Raw genomic sequence first — 22,253 nt, forward strand, 5'->3', positions numbered from 1 at the left:
ACGTGGGCCTTGGAAAGCGCCTCGTAGCTATGACGAGAGAAGGGTTGAGCGTTGGGGACTTCCGGCAAGGCAAGGGTGTCGGGCAAGGGTGCGGGGCAGGCGAAGCGCAAACAGCCGAAGCCAATCGCCACCGATCTTGACGAGCTGTTCGCTCAACTGCGTTCGGGGACGGCGAACGTGGCTGGTGTCACCTACCAGGTGGCCTTGTCGGCCATGCTGCTGGCGGCCGGGTACGGTTCCCGGGCTGCTGGTGCAGAGCAAGGAAAGGGGACCGAGTGCCGCGAAGATCGGGGCGGCAGAGCTCGCGGGGATCCTGGCCCACTCTGCGTTCGGCGTCAAACTCAGCGATGAGGCGGCGAAGGCCGGTCCCGGCGCGACGGGGCCGAGCACTCGTCTGGCAGTGGTCACGAACGGCTCCTTCGGCAGTTCCCTCCCGCTCACTGGGTGGACGCAGACCCTGGATGCCACCCTTTCTGCGCTGCTGGCCGGTGCCGCGGTCCGACAGACGTTGCTGACGGCCTTGAAGGCTCAGTTGAAGGGAGCTGGCCTGGACGAGGGGCTGGCGCCGATGGTGGTGGCGCGCACGCACCTTGTCCATCAGGATGCTCCAGGGCAGGCCGCCGTCACGCATCTGCTGGCCGGCCTCGGCTTGCATCCGGCGTTGGCCGTGAGGCTACGGCGGGAATTGCAGGACGACCTGGAGCAGGTCGCGGCCCTGCAGCGCCAGGCCACCCGGGCCACCGTCGGCGTCCGCACGATCGCCGACCTCGATCCCGTGGCCGCCCGGCTGGCCCGAGAGGTGAGCGTCGACGCCCTCGAGGAGGCCGTCAAGGCCGGGGGCTGCGAACCCGTGGACTTCCTGGCCCCATCGCCGCAGGACGCCCACAGGTTCTACGAGCGTGTCAGCGTGCTCCTCAGCCACATCGCGGCAGGGCTGGACGTTGTGCGGCCCGCTCGTCGCAATCGCGGTAATCCTTACCGTCCGGGCACTCAAAGCAGCACCCACTGCCCGCGCCGAAACGGGACCAGGCCAAGCAGAGCAGATGGAACTCCAAGCTGGTTCGCACACGGGGTCACGATTCGCGCAACAGCAATGACTGTTGGTCAGGTCTGACATATCCTACGCCGCAAACAAGTGACGGACCGATCGGGCGGTAACCCAGTGGCAGCAGTCGACAGCCGGCGCGTACAGACGGCCGTCATCGGGGGCCCGGACTCGGACCGGCCCGTCATCGCCCCCGAGGAACCGCACAATCTGGACGAGTTCCGACGCCATTTCGGAACCGACCAGTTCTGGTGCGGCACACACTTGGGTGGCTGCGGCGAGAAGCTAATGACCAAACGGTACGAGTGGAAGGTCTGCCACTTCTCGCACTACCCGGACCGCGACGGCAGCAAGCCCACCTGCCACCGCAGCGCAACCGGCGTGGAAAGCGCCGACCACCTCTTCATCAAACGCGATGTGAAAGCCTGGCTGGCCGACCAGGGCCACCTGGCCCAGGCCGACCTCCGCAGCCTGGGCCACGGGCCCGGGGACGCCGTGGACTTCTGGCTGCGCGCCACCGAACAGCACCTGCGATTCGCACTCCACCCCGGCGACTACCGCAGCTGGCGGCGAGCCGTGGAAAGCCTCGGCGCGAAGACCGGCCGGGTCGAATGGGTCTTCGGACGAGACGGCGTCGTGGTCAACGACGTGGTGGCACGGCGCGGCTACGCCCTGCGGGTCCGCTGCGAGACGCAGGGAACCGACCGCCACGTCCTGATCGGACTGGTGACCGCCGATACCGGGGCCATCCCGTGGGCGCCGCTTGAGTCGTGCCGGATGAGCAGCGAGGGCCTGATTCCCCCCGCACTGGACACGTTGCGAGCCGAGGGCTCGTTGCCCACTCGCGCCGTGGGAGAGACCCCGTTTCCGGCGAGCCTGCCGCTCCGGGGCGCGGAGGTCGTCTTCGCGGTGGACACGGCCGCGGCTTCCCCAGCCGCGTCGCACTTCGCCGTGCCCGGCCGCTACTTGGTCGCGGCGTTCGTGAAGGCGGCCGCCAGCCGAATCGTCCGCTCCTACGTCTCGCTGCCCGATGCCGTGCCGACCCCCACCGAGCAGTACGTCTACCGGCTCAACGGGGTGGCCCGGTTGCTCGTCGACGACCTCGACGCCTCCGGTGGGAACACCGGCTGGGCCGTCCACGCCGACGGCCTGACCCGACTGTCCGGCCTGGAGGCCGAACGAACCGGCCTCTGGCGCCCCGAGGTCGCTCTGGAGGACCCTGCCGCCGCCCTCCCGCTGACCCCAGCCTCGCCGAAGGCGGCACCAACCCGGGTCGAGACCAGACCCGACTCTGCCCCGCGCAGTCGGCTGGCGGAACGCCTCCGACAGGCGCTGATCGAGATTGCCCAAACGGGAAACACCACCTCGTGGGAGGAACTCTCCCAGCGGGCCAGCTTCGATCTGTCACACCTGCCCGACCCCAAGCGGCGGTCCCTACTGGTCGAGGTCGACCGACCGCTCGCTCGGGGCCGAGCCCCGCTGTGCGTCCTGGTCCAAGGCCGGTCCGGACGCGTCCTCCCCTACCTGCGAACCGTGCTGCGTCAGCTGGACGCGGAGATACCGATGGCGGAAGCCGCCTTCCAGCGCTGGTGCGAGCAAGCCGTCCAAGCGGCCCACGACCACTACCGGATCGCACCGACCTCGGCCGCTGTCCCGCTCTCTCGGGTCGACAACGCGGAACCGTCGAGGATCCGGGAGCTACGGCGAGTGCTACGCGAGGCCCAGGCCCTCCAGCCCCGCACCCAGGGCAGGCGGGCGGAACGACTGGCCACCGCGATCCGGCAGGCGGAACGACAACTGCGCAGCTTCGAGACAGCCCGTGCTGAGGGCAGCCTCGTGCTGCCGAGTCCCGCCCTCCTCGAAGAATTCGCCCGGGTGCTCGGGCATACCGTCCAGGCACGGCTGGCGACCGCCCGCTCCGATCCGACCCGATCCGCAGGAACCACGGTCACCGGCCGGGCTGGCGCCCCCGGCTCAGGGAGCCACCCAACCCGACCCGACAGCCGCGCTACTGGAGTGGCACGCACCACCAAGGCCGAGAACGTCGACCGGCCCGAAAACATCGCCAAGGATGGAGACGCTACTGAAGTGCGGCAAGCCCGAATCCCGGCCACCCGCCAGGCGGACTATCCCTCGTCCGGCCACGCCGTGCGGGCCGATGACCTGATGTCCCGATTCTCGAGGGCCAAGGCCGCAGACGACGTATTCGCCGCAACCGAGATCCGCGAGGAGGCGGTGCGTGCCCTCGGCGCACCCGGGGTACCGGGCTCGACGGCCAGGACGCTTCGGCGGCTGCTGAAGGACCTACACAAGTGGATCAGTCCACGCGAGGCGGACGACATCCTGGCCCGCATCCACGGCTTGCTGGAGAACGCCCTCCGGGCTGGCGAGAACGGGGAGTCACTTGTCCTGCGTAGCGATCTCGCCCACGCCAAGATCCTCCGGCGCAAGCTCATCGGTGGTGTCTCTCAGGATCTTCAGGAGCTGTTCGAGATCTGTTTTCGGCTGCAGGCCACTGCGGCGGCACCGGCCTCCCCACGCCCGGAACCCACGGGCTCGACGCCGCCGGCTGCCACCGCGACGGCGACCAAGGAGGCGAGCGTGACGGCCGAGGCGCCCTCCGGGGAGGTGGCGCAGCGTCACGCCCTAACAGAGGCCGCGCTCAGTGAACTCGCCGGGGCCGTGGGGCGCGTTCTCCGTGATGTCGCCCGTCACCAATCCACCATTACCTGGTCGGGAATAAGCCGCCGGGTGCATCGCGACCTGCCCTGGTTGCGGGGATCGGAGCAGCGTGAGCTGCTCACCCACGTCGACGGTGACACGCCAACTGGCGAACCGTTGCTGTCTGCCCTTGTCGTCACGGGTGACCACGCCCCGACGGGGGTCTACCGCGAGGTCGCGGCTGCGCTCGGCAGAGAGCTGCCGCACCCACAGAACGGACTCCAACAGCACTGGCAGATGGATGTCCTGCGACTGCACTCGCTGTGGCGTCACCGCTGAGCCGACAGCAACACATGCACCTCACAAGAGCTCACTCGCACGTGCCTCAGTTCTGCCGCTGCCCCCACGCTCCACCGCAGCTGCCCAGCCTCATGTCTGATCTTGAGACACGCGATATGGAGAAGGATCCAGACCATCCGAGCTATGCCCTGCTTCCGGCGCACTCCAGCGTCGATGCTCGTGCTTCGAGTTCGGCGGGCAGGTACCAGCCTTCGGTGGTGGGTGTCATGTAGAGGCGGGCCTTGAGGCCGAGGAGGAGTTGGCGGCGGTGTTCCTGGTCGGCTTGGGTCCAGGCGTCGGCGAAGGGGTAGACGACGAACAGGTCGTCGACGGTGGGGGTGGGTTCCAGTGGGTATTCCGGGTCGTGGGTGAGTTCGAAGTGCCAGACGCCGCCTGGGGCCGACCATCACCATCGGCGATCTCCTTGGGGTCTGCCTCGCCGCGCATGACGCGGCCGGCTGGGGCCCGAAATCGACGGGCTCCTCGATGGCCTTCGGCAGTTCCGGGCGGTCCTGCCCGGTGAGGGGGAGGGACATGGTTGTGCTCCTTGTGTGGTGTGTGGGTGGTTGTTGCGGTGAGTTCGCCCCGATGGCGGGGCGGGTGTTGCGGGGTGTTCTTTCGGAGGGAGCGGGTCAGAGGCTGCGGGCGGTGATGTCGCTGTGGTGGTGGCGCGGATGGGAGGTCGGGGAACGAGCGAAGGGCTCCTTCGTTCCGCGGCGGAAGGCCGCAAAATCCTCCACACCGGAACCGGAACCACCCCGAACGGAACCGCCACTTCGATGGCCCCGTCGAGCCCTGCCCGTCAGGCGCTGCCCATGGACGTTGCGGCTGCCGCCGAATCGGGCGACGGCGATCCGGTGTAGTTGCGCAGTCGGATCGGAGCGGTGCGGGTGTTCTCGGGCGACTGGGCGGCCAGCATGTCCAGGATCTCCTGGGTGGGGGCGGGCATGAAGAACCGCTCTGCGCCCTCACGGCCCGCAGTCTGGTGTTCCGTCACGTAGCCGCGCATCTCGCGTTCGTACGCGGCGAAGGCCGTCGTGTGGTCGCCGCCGGAGGCGGCGAGTTCACCGGCCAGAATGTAGGCGCCGATCAGGGCCTGCGAGGTGCCGCGGCCGGAGGTCGGGCCGGCGCAGTAGCCGGCGTCGCCGAGCAGCACGACCCGCCCCTTGGACCAGGTGTCCATCTCCACCTGGGCGTTGGCGTCGAAGAAGAAGTCCGGCGCCTGCGCCATCTCGTGGAGCAGGCGCGGGATCTCCCAGCCGTCGTCCGCGAATCGTTCGGAAATGACGCGCTGCTGCCCGGCGCGGTCGTGGCGGTCGTACTCCAGGTGCTCGGCGGCGAAGTGGAAGGCGGCTCGGGCCTCGGTGTTGGCGCGGGCGGTGAAGATGTTGGCGGCCTTGCCGGGGGCGGCGTAGAGGCGTCCGGTGTTCTTCAGATCGAGGTAGTTGTCCAGGCTGAAGATGGCGGTGTAGATGCCGAGGTGGCGCACGAACTGCTTCTCGGGGCCGAATGCGAGCGCGCGGGTCCGCGAGTGCAGACCGTCTGCGCCGACCACCAGGTCGAAGCGGCGGGCAGGGCCGCGCTCGAAGGTGACCTCGACGCCGTACTCGTCCTCGGCCAGGCTCGTGATGGAGTCCCCGAAGACGTACTCGACGTCGTCGCGGGTGGCCTCGTACAGCATCCCGGTCAGATCGCCCTTGAGGACCTCCAGGTCGCCCGCGAAGATCACGGCCGGCAGGGTCGCGTACTGGCGGCCCTCGGCGTCCACCATCGCCGCATCGCCCATCTCGGTGTCCAGTTCGCGGATCCGCTCCAGCAGGCCCATCCGGTCCAGCACGTCCAGTGCCTCGCCGCGGAAGTCCACCGCGTAGCCGCCTTCGCGCACCGCTTCGGCGCGCTCCACCACGGTGGGGGCGAAGCCGTGGCGGCGCAGCCAGTAGGCGAGCGCCGGGCCGGCCACGCTGGCGCCGGAGATCAGCACGGTGTGGGCGGCGGGAGTGGTGGCGCTCTTGCTCATTTCTGGTTCCCTCTCTCGGTTGATGCGTACAACGTATCGACGTCAAAAACTGCTTTTGAAGTGCATAGTTGAGGAAGGCATGCTAGTGCGCTAGCTTTCGTGCACTAGTACACCAAGGAGTGCATCATGTCCGTAGAGCCGCCGCCGTACGCCAGGATCGCCGCCGAGCTGCGGCGGCGCATCGAGGCTGGTGAGCTGTGCCCGGGTGACCGGGTGCCCTCCACGCGGGCGATCACCCAGAGGTGGGGGGTCGCCATGGCCACGGCGACCAAGGCGCTGGCCGTCCTGCGGCAGGAAGGTCTGGTCCGGGCGGTGCCGGGGGTGGGAACCGTGGTCTGCGCCGTCCCCCGCGCGCCCCGGTCGGCCGCAGTGGCGGCGGGCCGGCTGATGGAGGGGTCATCTGAGGAGTCGGCGGCGCGCCGGCGCCTGGTGCGTGCGGGGATCGCGATCGCCGACGCGGAGGGGGCCGCCGCGCTCACCATGCGCCGGCTGGCCGCTGAACTCGGCACCTCGGCGATGTCGCTGTACCGGCATGTGCAGAACCGGGACCAGCTCCTCGCGCTGATGGTCGATGCGGCGTACGGAGAGGCCGCGCTGCCCGCCCTTGCCCCGCCGGACTGGCGGTCCTGCCTGGAACTGTCGGCCCGGGCCCAGTGGCGGCTCTACCGGAAGCATCCCTGGCTGGCGGCCGCGATGAACCTCGCCCGCCCGCTGCTCGCCCCGAACGGCATGCGCCATGTCGAATGGGCCTTGGCAGCCTTGGAGGGCCTCGGCCTCGACGCCAATACCCGGATGCACGCGGCGGTTTCACTCTTCGGGTTCGTCCGGGGCTGCGCCGTCGACCTCGCGGCGGAGCAGGAGGCCGGTCGTGCCAGTGGTGTCACCGGCGACCAGTGGATGCAGGTCCAAGAGGCCCGGATGGCCGCGCTGCTGTCGGACGGCACCTTCCCGGCGTTCACCGCCGCCCGCGCCGACGCCGGCCTGGACCTGTCCGGCGAATCCCGGTTCACCTTCGGTCTCGACCGCCACCTCGACGGCCTGGCGGCCCTGATCGCCGCCGCGGCATGATCGCCGGCTTCCTGCTGTCCCGTACGGTCGGGCTGTAGGGCTATCACGAGGACGGCTGGGATCTTCCGTACCGCCGCTCTCCCTGGCCGTGGCGGCGCTGTTCGTCATCACCGTTCGCCGTCTGGCTCGGCCGGCCCCGCAATGTGCGCGTTGCCGAGCCGCGCCCTGGAGTGGCCCGCCGTGTGCGCTGTCCGGGCGGTCCCGCTACGCTCGGCAGCCGCGACAGGCGGTGCGGGCGCTCAGACCTTCGCCCAGGCAGCCGGCCTGGCCGGTGGCCGCGGCGCCCGGGACAGGCGAGGGGCCGGTCCGGGTTCCCGGCCGGCGGCTGGTGGTCAGTCCTCGTAGAGGAACTCGTGCGTCTGACGGCGGTAGGGCCCCGAGACGGCGGCGAGGCGGTTCGGCGGCCACAAGTCGGAGCTCTCGCTGAGGGTCAGTTGGCCGTCCTGGCGCACCATCCAGACGTCCTCGTAGTCGAGGTGCAGGACCGCGTCTCCGGGGACCTGTGCGAGGAGGGCGTCGGCCAGGCGGGTCATGTCGTCCTGCTGGGCGGAGATGTCGGTGTCCTTGCCCAGCCGGAAGTCGATCGAGACGGTCGGGGTGAATACGCGGCCGGCGATCTGCGGGTCCCCCCAGGGGATGGGTTTGCGCGGGGTCACCCGGATCCAGGTGCCGTACGCGGTGAGCGCGCCGTCCTCGAGCAGTGTGTCGACACTCGCGGGGATGTCGAAGATCCGCATCGGCTGGGCGACGTCGACGAGTTTCTGGGCCACGTGGGCCGGGGCCCACGGGGTCACCAGCTCAAGGCTGTAGGAGATTGCCATCGAATCCGTCTTTCTCTTCTTCTACGGGTAGAGGGAGACCACGCTGCCGGACTTGTCGATCACGGTGACCTCCTTCAGCCCGTTGATCGGCCAGTCGTTCAGCTGCTTGCCCATGCCGGCCACGCCGACGCAGGTGGCGATGACACCGGCGGACAGGACGTTGACCGGCACCCCGATGACTGCGCCGGCACCGGTCAGGTCCAGGCCGACGCCCAGGATCTCGCCGCCCGCGCCGAGACCGAGCCCGCCCGCGAGTGAGCCACACCCCAACGCGCGGGAGGACGACGCCGAGACGTGGCTTCAGTCACTGATCGACGCCGGCAATACTTCCAGGGCGTGTACGCCGCTCGCTGAGGCACGAGGCGCCGGCGCACGGTGACATCGGCGGGAGGTGAGTGCGGGGGTGGTCGGCCGGGGACTTGTCAGTGGGACTCACTAACGTTCGTCTCCTGATCATCAGTGCGAGGAGAGGGGCGGGGCTGTGCGGCGCTGGGAGTTCGTCGAGGGCGGCTCGGACAAGTTCTGGGAGGCCGCGGTCGACGGTGTCGCGGTGACCGTGCGGTACGGGCGGTCCGGTACGAACGGGCGGGAGCAGGTCAAGGCGTTCCCGACCGTGGAGGAGGCGCAGGCGCACTTCGCCAAGGTGGTCGCCGAGAAGGAGCGCAAGGGCTACCGCGAGATCGGTGCGGGGGCGGGTACGGAGCCGGGTGCGGCGGCGGATCCGGTGCCCGTGGCGCAGCCCGGCGTGTCCGCGCCCACGGCCGAGGCCGCCGGTCCCGAGGACGAGGACGTCTTCGTCATGCCGGACGCCTGGCGCCGGGCGCTGATCCCGCGCCGGGGCGGCGTTCCCCGGAAGCCGTCCGCACCGGGGAAGGGCCCGGTGACCTCCTACCGCGACGGGCTGCGGCAGATGGGGGACTGGCTGGAGCAGACGCTCACCTCGGAGCGCAGTGACCCGGAGCTGGTCGCGGCCGCCCGCGCCCACCAGTCCGGCAGCCGGGACCCGCTCGGTGCGGCGGTGCTCGCCGCCGTGTTCTCGTATCCCAGCAACAACGGGGTCCGCGTGGCCGTGGACGCCTGGGTGGCGGAGTTCGGCCTGCCGTTCGCGGCCAGGGCCACCGTCGAGCTGTTCACGACGGCTGTCGAAACCGACTGGATCCACCAGAGGTCCGTCCACCCCCGCGTCCGGCGCGGGGCCAACCAGAGGCACGGCGGGTACCGTCCCGCCGCGGACCGGGTCCGGTCGCTGCTGGCGGCGTGCGACGAGGAGACCCACCGCGCGGCGGTCGAGGCCCTGGCGGGCTGCCGGACCGACCTGTCCCGCCTGGTGGTGGCGGCGTACCTGGTGCCGTCCGAGACCGCCTGGGTCGAGGAGTGCCTCGCGTCGGGCTCCCGTCTGGCCGCCGTCGAGTGGTCGATGTTGCTGTGCTCGCTCTCCTCGGCGGAACCGTTGGAGAAGCTCCCCCCGCTGCCGAGTCTGGGCTATGCCGGTTGGTCCACCGAGATCATCGCGACCGTGGCGGAGGGCCTCGGCGGCGACGCAGCACCGGTGATGCTGCACGACCTGACCACCAGCTACCACAACAAGGACGGCAAGAAGCGGATCCTGGACGCGCTCGCCGAGCTCCCCTCCGACGAGGGCTTCCTGGGTCTACTGGCCCAGCAGGACGGCATCAAGTCCACCCGCGCCGCCCTCATGGCCGGTCTGCGCCGCTTCCCCCGGCGTGCCCTGCGCCTGCTCGCCGAGGCCGCGGTGGCGTCCGCCGCTCCGGCCGCGCAGCGGCTCGCCCGTCAGCTCCTCACCGGCCACGTCGCCGTCCACCGCGCGACCGCGCTCGAGCTGCTGCCGGAGCTGTCGCCGGAGCAGGCGGCCCTGGTCGAGCCGCTCACCGATCTCGGCGAGCGGGTGCCGGAGGTCGGCCCCGACTCGCTGCCGGAGCTGTTCACCAGCCCGCCGTGGACGCGGCCACGCGCCGCCGGCAAGCCCCGCGTGCTGACCGGCCTCAGCGCGCCTCGGGAACCGCAGATGCGGTGGCTGCCGGGTGAGCGCGAGGCGTGGGCGGCGACCTCCGAGTCCTGGTACACGAGCTGGTCGGACGACGACTGGCAGCGGGTCGCGGCCACGATCCGGGCCAGGATCGGGCAACCCAAGGACGCGCGGCTGCGCGGCGGACAGCACGCCGAGCTCGCGCTGTTCGCTTACGGCGACGAGGAGTTGGCCAGGCCCCTGCTCGCGCAGTGGCGCGCCGGTGAGCGTATCTGGCACTCCGGGGACTCCCTGCGCCGGGTCGCCGCCCGCTTCGGGCCGGACGCCGTCGAACCGATCCGGGCCGCCGCGGTGGGGAACCCTGCCACGCACGCGTCCCTGCTGCTGCCGTACCTGGACGCCCGGGTCGCCGAGACCATGGCGGACTGGCTGGTGCGCCTCAAATCGGCCGGGAGCACAGCGCGTTCCTGGTTCGCCCGGCACGGCGTGGACGCGGCCCGGCTGCTGGTTCCGGCCGCGGTCGGGAAGGCCGGGCCGGCCCGGCGGGGCGCCGAGCACGCCCTGCGGCTGATCGCCGAGGCGCACGGCGCGGCGGCGGTGAGCGCGGTGGCCGGCGAGTACGGGCCGGAGGCGGCGGAGGCGGTGGGCGCGCTGCTGTCGGCCGACCCACTGGTGACCGCGCTGCCGGCGAAGCTGCCCCCGCCCTGCGACTGGACGGAAGCGGTGATGCTGCCGCAGCTGCTGGTGCGCGGCGGCGGGGGCGCGCTGCCCGCCGACGCGGTGCGGCACGTGCTCACCATGCTCGCGCTGTCGAAGCCCGGGGCGTTCTACCCGGGCCTCGACCAGGTGGCGGAGGTGTGCGAGCCGCGGTCGTTGACGGAGTTCTGCTGGGCGGTGTTCGAGCAGTGGCGGATGGCCGGCATGCCCGCCCAGGACGGGTGGGCGCTGCACGTGCTCGGCCGGTTCGGTGACGACGAGACGGTCCGCCGGCTGACGCCGGTGCTCCGGGCGTGGCCCGGCGAGGGGGCGCACCACCGCGCGGTGGACGGCCTGGAGGTGCTGGCCACGATCGGCAGCGACGTCGCCCTGCTGCACCTGCACGGCATCGCGCAGCGGGTGAAGTTCAAGGCGCTCAAGACCCGGGCCCAGGAGAAGATCTCCGAGGTGGCGGCCGGTCTCGGCCTGTCCGGGGAGCAGCTGTCCGACCGCCTGGTCCCGGACTTCGGGCTGGACGCCGACCGCACCACCGTCGTCGACTACGGCACCCGGACGTTCACCGTGGGCTTCGACGAGCAGCTCAGGCCGTACGTCCTCGACGCGGACGGCGCCCGCCGCAAGGACCTGCCGGTTCCCGGGGCGAAGGACGACGCCGAGCTGGCGCCTGCCGAGCGCAAGCGCTTCGCCGCGCTGAAGAAGGACGTCCGCACGGTGGCGGGGGACCAGATCCACCGTCTGGAGGACGCGATGGTCACCCGGCGGTCGTGGACGGCGGAGGAGTTCGATCAGCTGTTCGTCGGGCATCCGCTGCTGTGGCACCTGGTGCGCCGCCTGGTGTGGCTGGCCGAGGCGGACGGCACGGTGACGGCGTTCCGCGTCGCCGAGGACCGCACCCTGGCGGACGTCCGGGACGAGGCGTTCGCCCTGCCGGCCACGGCTTCCGTCCGGCTGGCGCACCCGCTGCTGCTCGGCTACGGCCTCGCCGCCTGGTCGGAGCTGTTCGCCGACTACGAGATCCTGCAGCCGTTCCGTCAGCTCGGCCGCCCGGTGTACGCCCTGACCGACGAGGAGCGGGCCGGCCACCGCCTCACCCGCTTCGAGAACGGTCCGGTGCTGCCCACCGCCCGGCTGGTCGGCATGGAACGGCGCGGCTGGCAGCGCGGCGAGCCCCAGGACAACGGCGTCGAGCAGTGGCTGTCCCGCCGGGTCGGGCCCGACCGCTACGTGGTGCTCGCCCCGGAGGAGGGCATCGCCGTCGGCATGTTCGACTCGTATCCCGAGCAGCAGGTGGAGACGGTGTGGCTCGACAGGCGCCCGGGAGACTACTGGACCCACAACCGCACCTTCCCGACCTTCGCCGAGCTCGACCCGGTGATCGCCTCCGAGGTGATCGCCGACCTCACCGAGCTGACCACGCTGTGACCCCTCGCCACCCCTCCGACGACCACCTGGGATTGGCCGCCGTGACCACGACCACCCCGAGGAGGATCGCCGGCGGCCGCCCACCGAGGTCCGGTACGCCGAGGAGCTGGCCGCACTGCGCGCCGAGGACCGCGACCACCGCCCGCCGGGCTGGGAGCTGAGTCTGCGCTGGTCCGACCACGCCCCCGTCACCGTGGCGTACGACCACGACTTCTGACAGCCCTCCACGGCAGAGTCCCGACGGCGGCTTCGCGGGGAACGGATGGGCGACGCGCTGGTCGGGCGCGCGCACGAGCTGAGGCGGTTCGGCGCGGGCGCGGTGGGTGGTCGGCGTGCGGCGCAGCGCCGGCTTCGGCAGGCCTGGCTGCTCATCGCGGTTCGGCGATGAGCAGCGGGCCGCGCGGGCGGACGGTGGCGGCGGTGGCGTTCTCCCTGACCGGGGTGGCCGTGGCAGGCCTGAGCCGTAGGCGGGCGAGGACGGCTGCGGTGATGACGAGCATCTCGGTCCACGCGAAGGACTCGCCGACGCACTTGTGGTGGCCGGCGCCGAAGGGGAAGAACAGCCTGGCCGGGGCACGATCCCCGGGACGGCGCCAGCGGTCGGGATCGAATCGCAACGGGTCGGTGTGGAGCTGCGGGGAGCGGTGCAGTGCGGTCGGGCTGAACAGGATCTCCGCTCCCGGGGGCAGGAGGACGCCGCCGTAGTGGAGCGGCGCCACTGCCCGGCGCATCAGGATCCAGTTGGGGGTGTGGAGCCGGAGGGTCTCGCTGATCGCGTGCCCCGTGCGTTCCAGGCGCGGCAGGTCACCCATGGACACGGCGCCGTCGGCGGCGATGGCACGCACCTCCTCGCTCAGCTCGTTCTGCAGGTCCTGGTGCCGGGCGAGTTCGTGGAACAGCCAGGCGAGCGTGGTGGCGGTCGTCTCGGTGCCGGCCAGGAGCAGCGAGACCGCCTCGTCCCGGACCTGGGCCGGTGACATGGCGAGGCCGGTCTCTTCGTCGCGGGTGGCCAGCAGCAGGGAGAGCAGCGTGCCGTCCGGGCCCTGCTGCCGGCCGGCGGCCTGGGCGACGATCTCGTCCACGACGGTGCGCAGGCCCTGGACCGCCGCATCGAAGCGCCGGTTGGCAGGCACGGGCAGCTTCTCCAGCAGCGGCGAGGGGTAGAGCGCACGTCGGACGAATCCGGTGAGGACCACGGGCACGGCCCGGTCGATCATGTTCTTCTGGTCGCGGCTCAGGTGGGTGGCGAACAGCGCCTCGACCACGATGTCCCGGGCGAGTTCGTGCATCCGCGGCTCGATCGGCGCGGCCCGTCCGGGCTCCCAGCGCGACACGGCCGCCGCTGCCGCCCGTGCGGCCAGCGTGGCGTACCGGCGGATGCTGTCGCGATGGAAGGCCGGCTGGACCAGCCGCCGCTGGCGGAGGTGGAACGCGCCCTCGGAGGTGAACAGTCCGTTGCCCAGCAGTCCACGGGCCTTGTCGAAGACGAAGCCCTTCTCGGTCTTCGCGGCGTCTTTGACGAGCAGCCGGTGGACCAGTTCGGGGTCGGTGAGCACGTGAACCGGCTTGCGCCACAGATGGATCCGCACCACGGGGCCGTGGTCGGCCAGTGACTGGAGGAAGGGCAGGGGGCGGGTGAGCAGCGGGACCAGGTGCCCGAGCAAAGGCAGTCGGCCCGGAGCGCACGGCACTCCGGTCGGCGCGGCGTCTTCCTCGGACATCAATGCCTCGCCACGGGCGCTGGTGCGTCGAACCGCGAGCTGTTGCGGGACCAGTCGATGTGGCCCCGCAGCCACAGACCGAGGCTGCGCGCGTACGCCGCTGTCGCAGGACTCCCGGTGGTGCGGACGGTCCGGCTCAGCTCGACGAACGCGGCCATCTCGGCGTCGCGCATGGCGACGGCGGACTCCCGGGCCTCGGCCGACGAACAGCGGTGGTGGCGGGCGAGAACCTCGACCAGGTTGTGGCGGCCCTGGCCGCCGGCCGTCTCCTTGGCATGGGAGTAGAGGTCGTTGTCCCAGCTCACCAGGTTCGCGGTGATGTCCCTGAGTCGACGCAGCGCGGGGCTGTCCGCCTCGGCCGAAGGCACTTCGTAGCCCGCCGCGACGTCGACCAGGGTGAGACAGGTGTACGTCGCTCCCGCGTGCCGACGCATCGCCACGTACTCGGCCGGTCCCGGCACCAGTCCGGCCTCCCGGTTCGCGGCCTCCCATACCTGGGCGTGGAGGTAGTCGCGGACTGAGCACTCCCAGCGGAACAGCTGTGACGGCGACGCCTGTGCGGCGACCCGGTCCCGTATGTCCCGCAGGGCCGCGGCGAAGGTGTGGGCCGGTCCGTCCAGGTCGGCCTCGGTTAAGTCCGCGTCGGCCAAGTCCGCGTCGAGCACCCGGGCCAGCAGCGCGGTCGTCCGTGCCAGCGGCGCAGGACGGGCGCCGCGTTCGCGGTCCTCGCAGTAGCCGTCGTCGAAGGAGAAGAGCCACACGTACCAGTCCGACAGCAGGCGCAGCATGTCGGCGGGCACCTCGGGATTGGTCCGTGCGGCCAGGTGGCCGCTGCGCTGACGCCCGATCCGCATCGCCCGGTGCGGCTGCCCGTCCAGCAGCCGGTGCCGTGCCAGCCATGCAAGGCTCTGCCGGTCCGCCTGGTCGGCGTGTCGGTTGGTCAGGGACGGGAAAGGGCACCACAAGTCGTCTGCGGTGCTGCGCGGTTGTTCGCCGCGGAGATCGCTCATCGCTTCGCCGGCCTTCGTCTGGGTGGGTGGCCGCCGGCTTCCGTGCCCCGGCGACGATCGCGTGCGGGGCGCCCGGCCTGCGCGGCGAGGCCGAAACTAGTCCGGTGCGGGGCATGGCGATGGACTGAGCGCGCATCCGCGGTTGTCTCTCGGCGCACCACCGGTCGTCGCGCCCTGCCCGGCAGCCCGAGCACGCTGCGCAACGGGTCAGCACGTGGGAGTCGCGGTGGGACGGGGACGGCCGGTGGGACGGGGACGGCCGGTGGGATCGCAGCGGTCGGCCACCGCGGCTCTCGCCCGTAGGGTTCCACTTCCGGTCCAAGCACCGTTGCAGTACGACCGGTCCGACGCAACGTCAGACCGGTTGCTTGGGGGTGGGGCCGACCGAGGGCGGCCCCACCCCCCCGCCTCGGGCGATGACGCCGTCTCAGATGGTGTAACTCGAGACGGTGGTGGTGTTCGGCTCCCCCTGGCCCAGGACGACCACGCCGGCCGAGCCGAGGGTCAGGCCGGCGAGGATCGCCACCCGCAGCCGGGCCTGGCGGGCCGCGTGGTCAGCCGCCGTGCGGCGCTCGTCGGTCTCCTGCAGCTCGTTGTCCACTCTGTCGAGCAGTCCGCTGTCCGTCATGGTGATGCCCTTCTTCTCGTTCGACGGGCCCCGGTGCTGCTGCTGGTCGCAACAGCAGCACCGAGGGGATCCTGGGGCCGAAGCCCAGCCGCAGCAGGCCGTAGCCGATGCCGGCCAGTCCGGTCAGCAGGCCGGGTGTGGGCACCTCACCGGGGGTTCCGCAACGGGCGCCTTGCTGTGCGACGGACCGCACCAGTCGAGCGGCCGTACGGCGCCGGCCGGCATCGGTCGGCGTCAGCTCCACCAGTGGTTCCAGCGGACCGAGTTCGCCGTGGCGGAGCGAGTGGTCCGGCATCGGCACGCGGTCGGCGAGCAGGGCCAGGTGCCGGTCCTCCTCGCGGGCGCGCAGCACCGGGCCGGCCCGGTCCGGGCACCGGCCGGGGCCGTCGGAGTCCGCCAGGTCCACCGCCGCTCGCTCCCGCAGGGCCCACGCGACGCCCTCGTGGCCGTGAAGGAATCCGGGCCGTTCAGGACGGGGCCGAGGGCCTGCCAAGGTCCTGACGGTGTGGGCGAGTTCGGCGGCTTCCGGCAGCCGCGTCTGAGCGTGCACGGCCTCGGCCGCGAGCAGGGCACCGGCCAGGCCGTCGGCGATGTCCATGGGGGCTGCCGGATCGACGGCGGCCGTGTGAAGTGCGGCGAGGCCGGCGGGCAGGGCGGCGCTCAGCTCCGGGGAGTCCAGCAGGGTGGCGAGCCGGGCGGTGGCGTAGCTGATGCCGCCGAGCCCGGAGAAACCGCCCGGCCCCACGGCACGCGCGAGTTCGGGGTACTCCGCCAGGAGTCTCAGGAGCCGGGGGAGGGCTCGGACGGCCTGGTCGGCGGCCTCCTGGTAGCGGACCGCCCCGGTGAGCCGGCCCAGCTCGGCGAGGAACAGTGCCGGGCCGGTGTAGCCGTCGCCGAGCGCCATGCCCATCGGCAGCACCGCCCACTGTCCTGGCCCGGACTCCTGCAGTCCGAGCCAGTTCACCCGACTCTCGCCCCGACAAGCCCGGGCGAGCAGGTCCTCCCCGATCCCCCGTGCGAGCTCCAGCGCCCGGGCAGCGAGGTCACCGTCGTAGGTGTCCTCGGATTCGCCGGCGGGGCGCCCCGGAGCACGGCGGCCCGGAGACCGTCGTCCGGCGACCAGGGAGGCGCGGATCAGCCATGCCTGCCGGTCGAGGTCGCCCTCCGACATGCCCCGGATCGTCCTGGCGGCGGCCGCAATCCCGGATTCGTCGAGCAGGAACGGGAGTTCACGACCGTCCCAGGTCCGCGGGGTGCGGGCGGCGGGGGTCACGGTGAAGTACGGGACGTCGCCGGCGAGCAGGTCGGTGAGCTCGTGGGGTGCCAGCACGTGCAGGTGCGGGTAGCCGGTCTCGTCGTGCAGTGCGGCGAAGGCCCGCTCCCGACCGGAGCGGTCGCGCAGCAGCTCCGGCTCGGTCGCCTCGGCGAGCAGCGTCGCATAGCTCTGACTGGGCCGTGCGACCAGGCGCATCGTCTCACCCGCGAAGCGGGACAACAGCCCCTGCTCACCCAGCAGTTCATGGGAATGTGCGGCGATCGCCCGGTAGCCGGCGCGGAATCCGCACAGCAGCCGGTCGAGGTGGTCGGCCGGATCGGCGGGTCTCCCGGCCAGCATCGGGCGGTTGTCGGCACCCGGCCAGCGCGCCGGGCGGCGAACCAGCCGCATCAGGTCGGTGCCCGCGTCCGCCCACCCGGGCATCGGGTCCGGCGTCCACTGGTCGGCCTGGCCACCGAGTGCCGAGAGGTCGAGTGAACCGCCGCCGCCGAACCACGGGTTCGGCAGCACCATGGTCCGCTGCACGGACGCGGCGAGCGCCCGGGCGGCCGGATCGGTGCCGCCGTCGGTGACGGGCACCCAGCACGGGTGGAACAGCGTCTCCACGTCGACCACGACCGGCTGGTCGCGCGCGGCGATGAGGTTCTCGGCATGGATGTCGACCGCGTTCACCACGTGCAGCAGCGCGAGTTGGGCGCCGAGCCGCTCGTAGAACCGCCCGACTTCGGCTCGGGACCGGCACGGGCGCGGCGGGACATACTCGGCCCAGCCGTACCCCGCCCGCGGCAGCAACCGGACCGCTCGCGCCGCCAGTCGGGGCTGGCGTCCGTCGAACCAGGCGAGCAGTTCGTTCCACCGGGCGTGCAGACCGAGCGGGCGCGGCTTGTACACCAGGTGCTGCCCGCCGTCGAACTCCAGCACGGCGACGGACCGGCCCGCCGCGTGCGGGTCCCCCAGTCCGAAGCGGACCCGGGTCAATCGACCGGGCTCGCCGTCGAGCAGGGCGGCGGTGAGCTGCTCCCGGTCCGCGTGGAGCCGCTTCAGCAGTTCGGTGGCCGCGGCCACGGTGTGCATGCACCGTTCGGCCAGCAGCCGGGCCAGCACGGGATGACGGTGCAGCACCGCACCCAGGGCCGGCCCGGCGGCGACCTGGCGCAGGAACGCGTCGAACCGCTCCCGCCCGTCCTGCCCGGTCAGGGTTCCGGCCCGGCGCGCGTGTCCCAACTCCTGTACCAGTGTGCGTCCGGCCAGCCGCACCAAGCCGCCGGCCAGGTGGTGCCGTGCACCGGCCCACACCACTCGCCGATCTGCCGCGGCGGGGTTCGCCGCCGCGAAGTGGCGGGAGGCGGTCAGCAGGAACGGCCGCAGCGGATGCAGCAGTCGGCCCTCGGGGCCGGTCCCGGGGATCGAGCGGATCCGCCCGCCGGGCGCCGACTCGGCGAGGCGCAGCGCATGTTCCACCGACTCGGCCCAGCGTGGCGTTCGTCCGGGCGGCAGGGCGTCGCGCTCGGCCGGCGACAGTGCGGGCAGCCACCAGGCGCCGGACGCCGCGGGCAGCGGAACCGACTGGGTCGCCTGCACTGTCACTCCACGACTCTGGCACACCATCAACCACTTGTGACAGGGGGGTGCATCAGATTCCCGGCAGGCCCGGACGCGCCCTAGCGTGCGGCGAGGAAGTCCGCCACGAAATCGCACAGCTGGGCGCGGGTGGCGGAGTTGGTCTTGCCGATCAGACTGGCGATGTGTTTCTCGACCGTCCGGGGAGAGATCTGCAGGCGGGCGGCCACGGTCTTGTTGCCGACGCGTTCGACCAGCAGGCAGAAGACGTCGTACTCGCGCAGGGTGACGCCGAGCGCGACGAGTTCGGCCGGAATCCGGTCCGTGCCGGTGCGGCGCTGCCCGACCGGAGCGCCCAGCGAACGCAGCCGGGAGCGGCACGCGGCGGCGACGGCGTCGGCACCCGAGTGGTGGAAGTACGTCTCGGCCTCGGTCAACCAGTCGCGGACCGCCCCCCATCCGTCGGTGACCGCGGCGTCGGCGACCAGACGCAGGCCGAGGTGACGCGCCGTCGGGAAGACCATCGCGTCGGCCTGCGCAGCGCGGCACGCCGCCACCGCCTCGGCCGGGCGACCTTCCCGACCGTACAGGACCGCCCGGGCCAGGCCGACGAACTGCCGGTTCCACCGCATCCGGCCCGCCTGGCTCTCGGTGATCCGTTCGACCTCTGCCCAGTCGGCCCGCCCGGCCAGCACGGACAGCAGCAGGACCAGCCCGTGGCTGCCGGCGAGGTGGAAGTAGTTCTCCTCGTCCGGCGGGACGGCGGCGGTCAGCCGCGCGGCCAGCTCCGCCGCCTGCTCGTGGTCCTCCTCCAGCAGCGCGCAGAACAGCTCGGCCAGGCCGAGCACGAGCGGTGCCTCCCGCGACTCGTTCCCACCGCTGGTCCGGAACCGGGCGAGCGCCGCCCGCAGTTGGGGCCTGCGGGCCCGGTGGGCGGCGGCCACCGCGCCCACCATCAGGGCGTACCGGGTCACCGAGTGCAACTGCAGTCGCTCCGTCTCGGCCCTGGAGCCGTCCAGCAGGGCCGCGGCCCGGTCGAAGTCGGCTCGCAGCACCGCGTCGAGCGCCAGCATCGCCCCGACGTTGTGCGCCAGGCTCACGCAACCGGTTCGCATCGCCTCCTGGTGGGCGTGGTGCAGCCCGTCCAGGTCGGCCTCGGCGAGCCAGGCGTTGCTGCCCAGGCCGATCAGCCCGTGGTTGTGCCAGCTCACCTGGCGGCTCTCGGCGGCCATCCGCAGCGTGCGGCGGAAGCACCGGTCGGATTCGGCCAGGGAGCGCCCACGGGTCGCGAAACCCATCGCGTACCAGGCCTGGCAGGCCAGTGCGTGGTCACCGCGCTGTTCCGCGCCCTCGATCGCCCGGCGGGCCAGGTGCTCGCTGCGGCCGATCCGCCCCTGCTCCGCCGTCGACACCGTCAGGTAGGCCTCGACCACGTCGATGCCCGCGGTGTCCCGCGCACCCGCCCCCTCGGGAAGCAGCTCCCGGGCCGCGCGGACCTGTTCCAGTCCCACGTCCCACCGCCCGGCCACCTGCGCCGCCCAGGCCAGCCGCACGTGCAGCTCGACCCGGCGTCCCGGATCGGCCTCGACATCGGCCCGGCGCAGTTGCTGCGCCACCTCGGTGGCCCGCTCGAGCCGGCCGTCGTCCGCCAGGGCGAGCAGCAGGGTCTCCAGCAACTCCCGTCGCACGCCCGCCGGTACGGCGTCGTCAGGCAGGTGGAGGCCCGATCCGTCGACGGACCCCAGCGCCGACCGGGCTTCGTGCAGCACCGCGATCGCCGTTCCGGGCCCGTGGCCGGCCAGGGCACGGCGGGCCACCTCCAGGTAGCGGACGGCGGCGGTCCGGCGGTCCCCCGCCTGCCCGTGCAGCCGCGCGGCCAGCAGGCACCACGTGCCGGGAAGGCTCGGGTCGAGCTCGTTCATGGCCGCCACGGCCCGGGCGGCGAGCTCGGCCCGGTCGGCCGGCGTGAGCCGGTCGAGCAACGCCTCCTGGGTCAACGGATGTTCGAAGGCGTACCAGTCGGGCCCACGCTCGTCGTCCGGCACCAGCAGGCCGTCGACGACGGCGGAGCGCAGCGAGCCGGCGGCCTCGCGGTCGTCCGGCGCGGCGCAGCGCCGCACCACCGACAGCGGGAAGCTGCGGCCCAGCACCGCGGCGGCCGACAGCAGCCGGAGCGTCTGCGCTCCGAGCCGCTCCGCCCGCTGCTCGACCGCCCGGACCAGGGTGAACGGGATGGCCGCACGGCTGGTGCCGTGCAGCCGCCAGCGGTCCTCGGTGCGGACGAGTCGGCCCTCGACGCGCATGCCGCGGATCAACTCGACGGCGGTGAACGGGATTCCGCTGCTGTCGGCGAGCACCCGGTCGGACACCGCCACAGGCAGTTCGTCCGGCGGGCAGCCGAGACAGCTCGCGGTCAGCGCGTGCACCTGCGCGGCACCGAGCCGGCCGAGTCTCAACAGGCCGGCTTCCCCGCGCTGGGCCAGCGTGTCCGCGAGCGAGTGGGCGGCGCCCGGCGTGTCCCGCAGGGTCGCGACGACGGCGACCGGCAGCAGGGCCAGGTTGGCCGCCAGGTACTCCAGGACCGCCAGCGTCTCGAGGTCCGCGTCGTGCAGGTCGTCGATGACGAGCAGGCAGCCGCGCTCCCGTCCGCAGGCGGCGGCCAGCCGGACCACGGCCTCGGCCAGCACGATCGGCGACCGGTCACAGGCGTCCCCGATCGCCCACTCGGGTACCAGACGGCCGAGCACGGGCAGGTACGGTCCGAGCGCGTCGGTGGGCGGCGCGCCACCGGCCCGGGCGAGTGACAGCAGTGCCTCGGTGAGCGACCGGTACGGCACGGCCGGGCCGGTGGCGATGCAGCGGCCCTTGAGAACGGTCATCCCGGCCTCCCGGGCCAGCGTGATCGCCTCGCAGGCCAGCCTGGTCTTCCCGATCCCCGGCTCTCCGGTCACGCACACCGTGCCGCCCCGCGACATCCGCGCGTCCTGCAGTGCGCGGTCCAGCAGGGCGAGTTCGTCCTCGCGTCCGACGAGTCCACTGGATCTGTCCACGCGCGGTTCCGTCATCGTGCTCCCCTCCGGTCTGGTGATCCGATCAAGGGGGACCCTATGCCGACTCGTCGTCGCCGTTGAGGGCCTCCTCCAGCCACGTCACGACCGTCTCGGCGGCCTCGTCCGGCCCCGGCATGGCAGGCCCGACGCCGTTCTCCTTCTGCCACAGCAGGAACATCTCGCGCTCGGTCGGCTCGACCACGATGTGGCCGTCGGCGCGCAGCGTACTGACGTGACGTCGGGTCGCGGGCTTGCGCCACATCGAGCCGTTCATGTTCGGGAAGAACAGTGCGGGCCGCTCGTGGGCCAGCAGTACCGTCTGGGCCGGCGTGGCGGCCAGCCCGAGTGCCGCCGCGGCCAGGGTGTTGGCGGTGGCGGGCAGCACCACCAGGCCGAGCGAGCGGTGCGCGAACTCGGTGGGGTTGAGGGTCGGGTCGTCGGCGACGTACACCTCGTCCGCGTGCCAGGCCAGTACCTGGGGCTGGACGAAGCGCGCGGCGCTCGCGGTCAGCAGGACCCGCAACGGCAGGTCGATCTCCTGGCGGAGGAAGACGAGGTAGTTCGGCAGGTCCTTGGCCACGATCGAGCCACAGGCGATCACGGAGAGGGCGTCATTTCGCATGGCATGGATGGTGTCCGAGCCCGGCCGCCCAGGTATGGGGGTCGGGCCCCCGTTTTCCGTCCCGGCTCCCGGCAGGAAGACGGGGACGGACTACCCATGTCCGCCCACCGGGCGCCGTGCCATCGTCTGACTCGCCGATCCGCCACCAGGGCGGGCGGCGCCAACCCGCCTCTTCATCAAGGGAGTCGAACCATGAAGAAGATCACTGTGCGCAAGACCGGTTCCATCAAGCTCACCTCGCCGGCGTCCTACATCCTCACGGTCTGCTGACCCGGTGACACCCCCGGGCCTGCGTGCAGCACAGCACGC

13 protein-coding genes are annotated in these 22,253 nt (G+C 72.2%); 4 read left to right on the top strand and 9 right to left on the bottom strand.

Features of this window, described 5'->3' with window-relative positions; genetic code table 11:
- The first annotated feature begins 250 nt into the window (after positions 1–250).
- Together ACFWP2_RS15640 and ACFWP2_RS15645 are read left to right on the top strand one after the other, a co-directional pair.
- Entirely contained in the window at positions 251–1,114 is an 864-nt protein-coding gene (locus ACFWP2_RS15640; RefSeq protein ID WP_380451277.1) for a hypothetical protein, read from the top strand.
- A gap of 48 nt (positions 1,115–1,162) precedes the next feature.
- A complete protein-coding gene (locus tag ACFWP2_RS15645; protein ID WP_380451279.1) occupies positions 1,163–4,045 on the top strand; it encodes a hypothetical protein in 2,883 nt (960 codons plus the stop codon).
- 802 nt (positions 4,046–4,847) lie between these two features.
- Here the strand turns inward: ACFWP2_RS15645 and ACFWP2_RS15650 are convergent.
- Positions 4,848–6,062: an FAD-dependent monooxygenase gene (locus tag ACFWP2_RS15650; RefSeq protein WP_380451281.1), complete on the bottom strand. Its 1,215-nt coding sequence runs from the start codon at positions 6,060–6,062 to the stop codon at positions 4,848–4,850.
- 126 nt (positions 6,063–6,188) lie between these two features.
- Here ACFWP2_RS15650 and ACFWP2_RS15655 point away from each other — a divergent pair, with 126 nt between their 5' ends.
- Positions 6,189–7,130: a TetR/AcrR family transcriptional regulator C-terminal domain-containing protein gene (locus ACFWP2_RS15655; protein WP_380451283.1), complete on the top strand. Its 942-nt coding sequence runs from the start codon at positions 6,189–6,191 to the stop codon at positions 7,128–7,130.
- Between the two features lie 332 nt (positions 7,131–7,462).
- On the opposite strand, the gene ACFWP2_RS15660 is transcribed toward ACFWP2_RS15655, so the two are convergent.
- Both ACFWP2_RS15660 and ACFWP2_RS15665 read right to left on the bottom strand, forming a co-directional pair.
- Positions 7,463–7,951 (bottom strand): SitI3 family protein, encoded by a 489-nt coding sequence (locus ACFWP2_RS15660; protein ID WP_380451285.1) that lies wholly within the window; start codon positions 7,949–7,951, stop codon positions 7,463–7,465.
- A 21-nt stretch (positions 7,952–7,972) separates the two neighbouring features.
- Positions 7,973–8,221 (bottom strand): hypothetical protein, encoded by a 249-nt coding sequence (locus ACFWP2_RS15665; protein WP_380451287.1) that lies wholly within the window; start codon positions 8,219–8,221, stop codon positions 7,973–7,975.
- Between the two features lie 211 nt (positions 8,222–8,432).
- On the opposite strand from ACFWP2_RS15665, the gene ACFWP2_RS15670 reads away from it, so the two are divergent.
- Positions 8,433–12,077 (top strand): DUF4132 domain-containing protein, encoded by a 3,645-nt coding sequence (locus ACFWP2_RS15670; RefSeq protein ID WP_380451289.1) that lies wholly within the window; start codon positions 8,433–8,435, stop codon positions 12,075–12,077.
- Positions 12,078–12,445: 368 nt separating this feature from the next.
- On the opposite strand, the gene ACFWP2_RS15675 is transcribed toward ACFWP2_RS15670, so the two are convergent.
- The 6 genes from ACFWP2_RS15675 to ACFWP2_RS15700 all read right to left on the bottom strand — a co-directional run bounded on the left by ACFWP2_RS15675 (position 12,446) and on the right by ACFWP2_RS15700 (position 21,944).
- Positions 12,446–13,798, bottom strand: a complete 1,353-nt coding sequence (locus ACFWP2_RS15675) for a cytochrome P450 (protein WP_380451291.1) — start codon at positions 13,796–13,798, stop codon at positions 12,446–12,448.
- The gene (locus ACFWP2_RS15680) at positions 13,798–14,808 is read right to left on the bottom strand and encodes a hypothetical protein (RefSeq protein WP_380451293.1); all 1,011 of its coding nucleotides are present in this window, start codon (positions 14,806–14,808) and stop codon (positions 13,798–13,800) included. Before ACFWP2_RS15680 ends, ACFWP2_RS15675 begins: the two co-directional genes overlap by 1 nt.
- A gap of 427 nt (positions 14,809–15,235) precedes the next feature.
- The gene (locus tag ACFWP2_RS15685) at positions 15,236–15,436 is read right to left on the bottom strand and encodes a hypothetical protein (RefSeq protein WP_380451295.1); all 201 of its coding nucleotides are present in this window, start codon (positions 15,434–15,436) and stop codon (positions 15,236–15,238) included.
- Positions 15,363–18,299 carry a type 2 lanthipeptide synthetase LanM family protein gene (locus tag ACFWP2_RS15690; protein WP_380451297.1) on the bottom strand — a complete coding sequence of 979 codons (2,937 nt, stop codon included), beginning with the start codon at positions 18,297–18,299 and terminating at the stop codon, positions 15,363–15,365. Before ACFWP2_RS15690 ends, ACFWP2_RS15685 begins: the two co-directional genes overlap by 74 nt.
- Before the next feature lie 74 nt (positions 18,300–18,373).
- Positions 18,374–21,322, bottom strand: coding sequence for an ATP-binding protein (locus tag ACFWP2_RS15695; protein WP_380451299.1), 2,949 nt, complete (start codon positions 21,320–21,322; stop codon positions 18,374–18,376).
- A 55-nt stretch (positions 21,323–21,377) separates the two neighbouring features.
- Positions 21,378–21,944: a flavoprotein gene (locus tag ACFWP2_RS15700; protein WP_380451301.1), complete on the bottom strand. Its 567-nt coding sequence runs from the start codon at positions 21,942–21,944 to the stop codon at positions 21,378–21,380.
- Positions 21,945–22,253: the final 309 nt, after the last annotated feature.

Source organism: Kitasatospora sp. NPDC058444 (assembly GCF_042721415.1).
Taxonomy (GTDB): Bacteria; Actinomycetota; Actinomycetes; order Streptomycetales; family Streptomycetaceae; genus Kitasatospora.

Excerpts from the sequence above, each read along its gene's own strand:
- ACFWP2_RS15650 (WP_380451281.1), bottom strand. The coding sequence starts at position 6,062 with ATGAGCAAGAGCGCCACCACTCCCGCCGCCCACACCGTGCTGATCTCC.
- ACFWP2_RS15655 (WP_380451283.1), top strand. The coding sequence starts at position 6,189 with ATGTCCGTAGAGCCGCCGCCGTACGCCAGGATCGCCGCCGAGCTGCGG.
- ACFWP2_RS15660 (WP_380451285.1), bottom strand. The coding sequence starts at position 7,951 with ATGGCAATCTCCTACAGCCTTGAGCTGGTGACCCCGTGGGCCCCGGCC.
- ACFWP2_RS15675 (WP_380451291.1), bottom strand. The coding sequence starts at position 13,798 with ATGTCCGAGGAAGACGCCGCGCCGACCGGAGTGCCGTGCGCTCCGGGC.
- ACFWP2_RS15680 (WP_380451293.1), bottom strand. The coding sequence starts at position 14,808 with ATGAGCGATCTCCGCGGCGAACAACCGCGCAGCACCGCAGACGACTTG.
- ACFWP2_RS15685 (WP_380451295.1), bottom strand. The coding sequence starts at position 15,436 with ATGACGGACAGCGGACTGCTCGACAGAGTGGACAACGAGCTGCAGGAG.
- ACFWP2_RS15700 (WP_380451301.1), bottom strand. The coding sequence starts at position 21,944 with ATGCGAAATGACGCCCTCTCCGTGATCGCCTGTGGCTCGATCGTGGCC.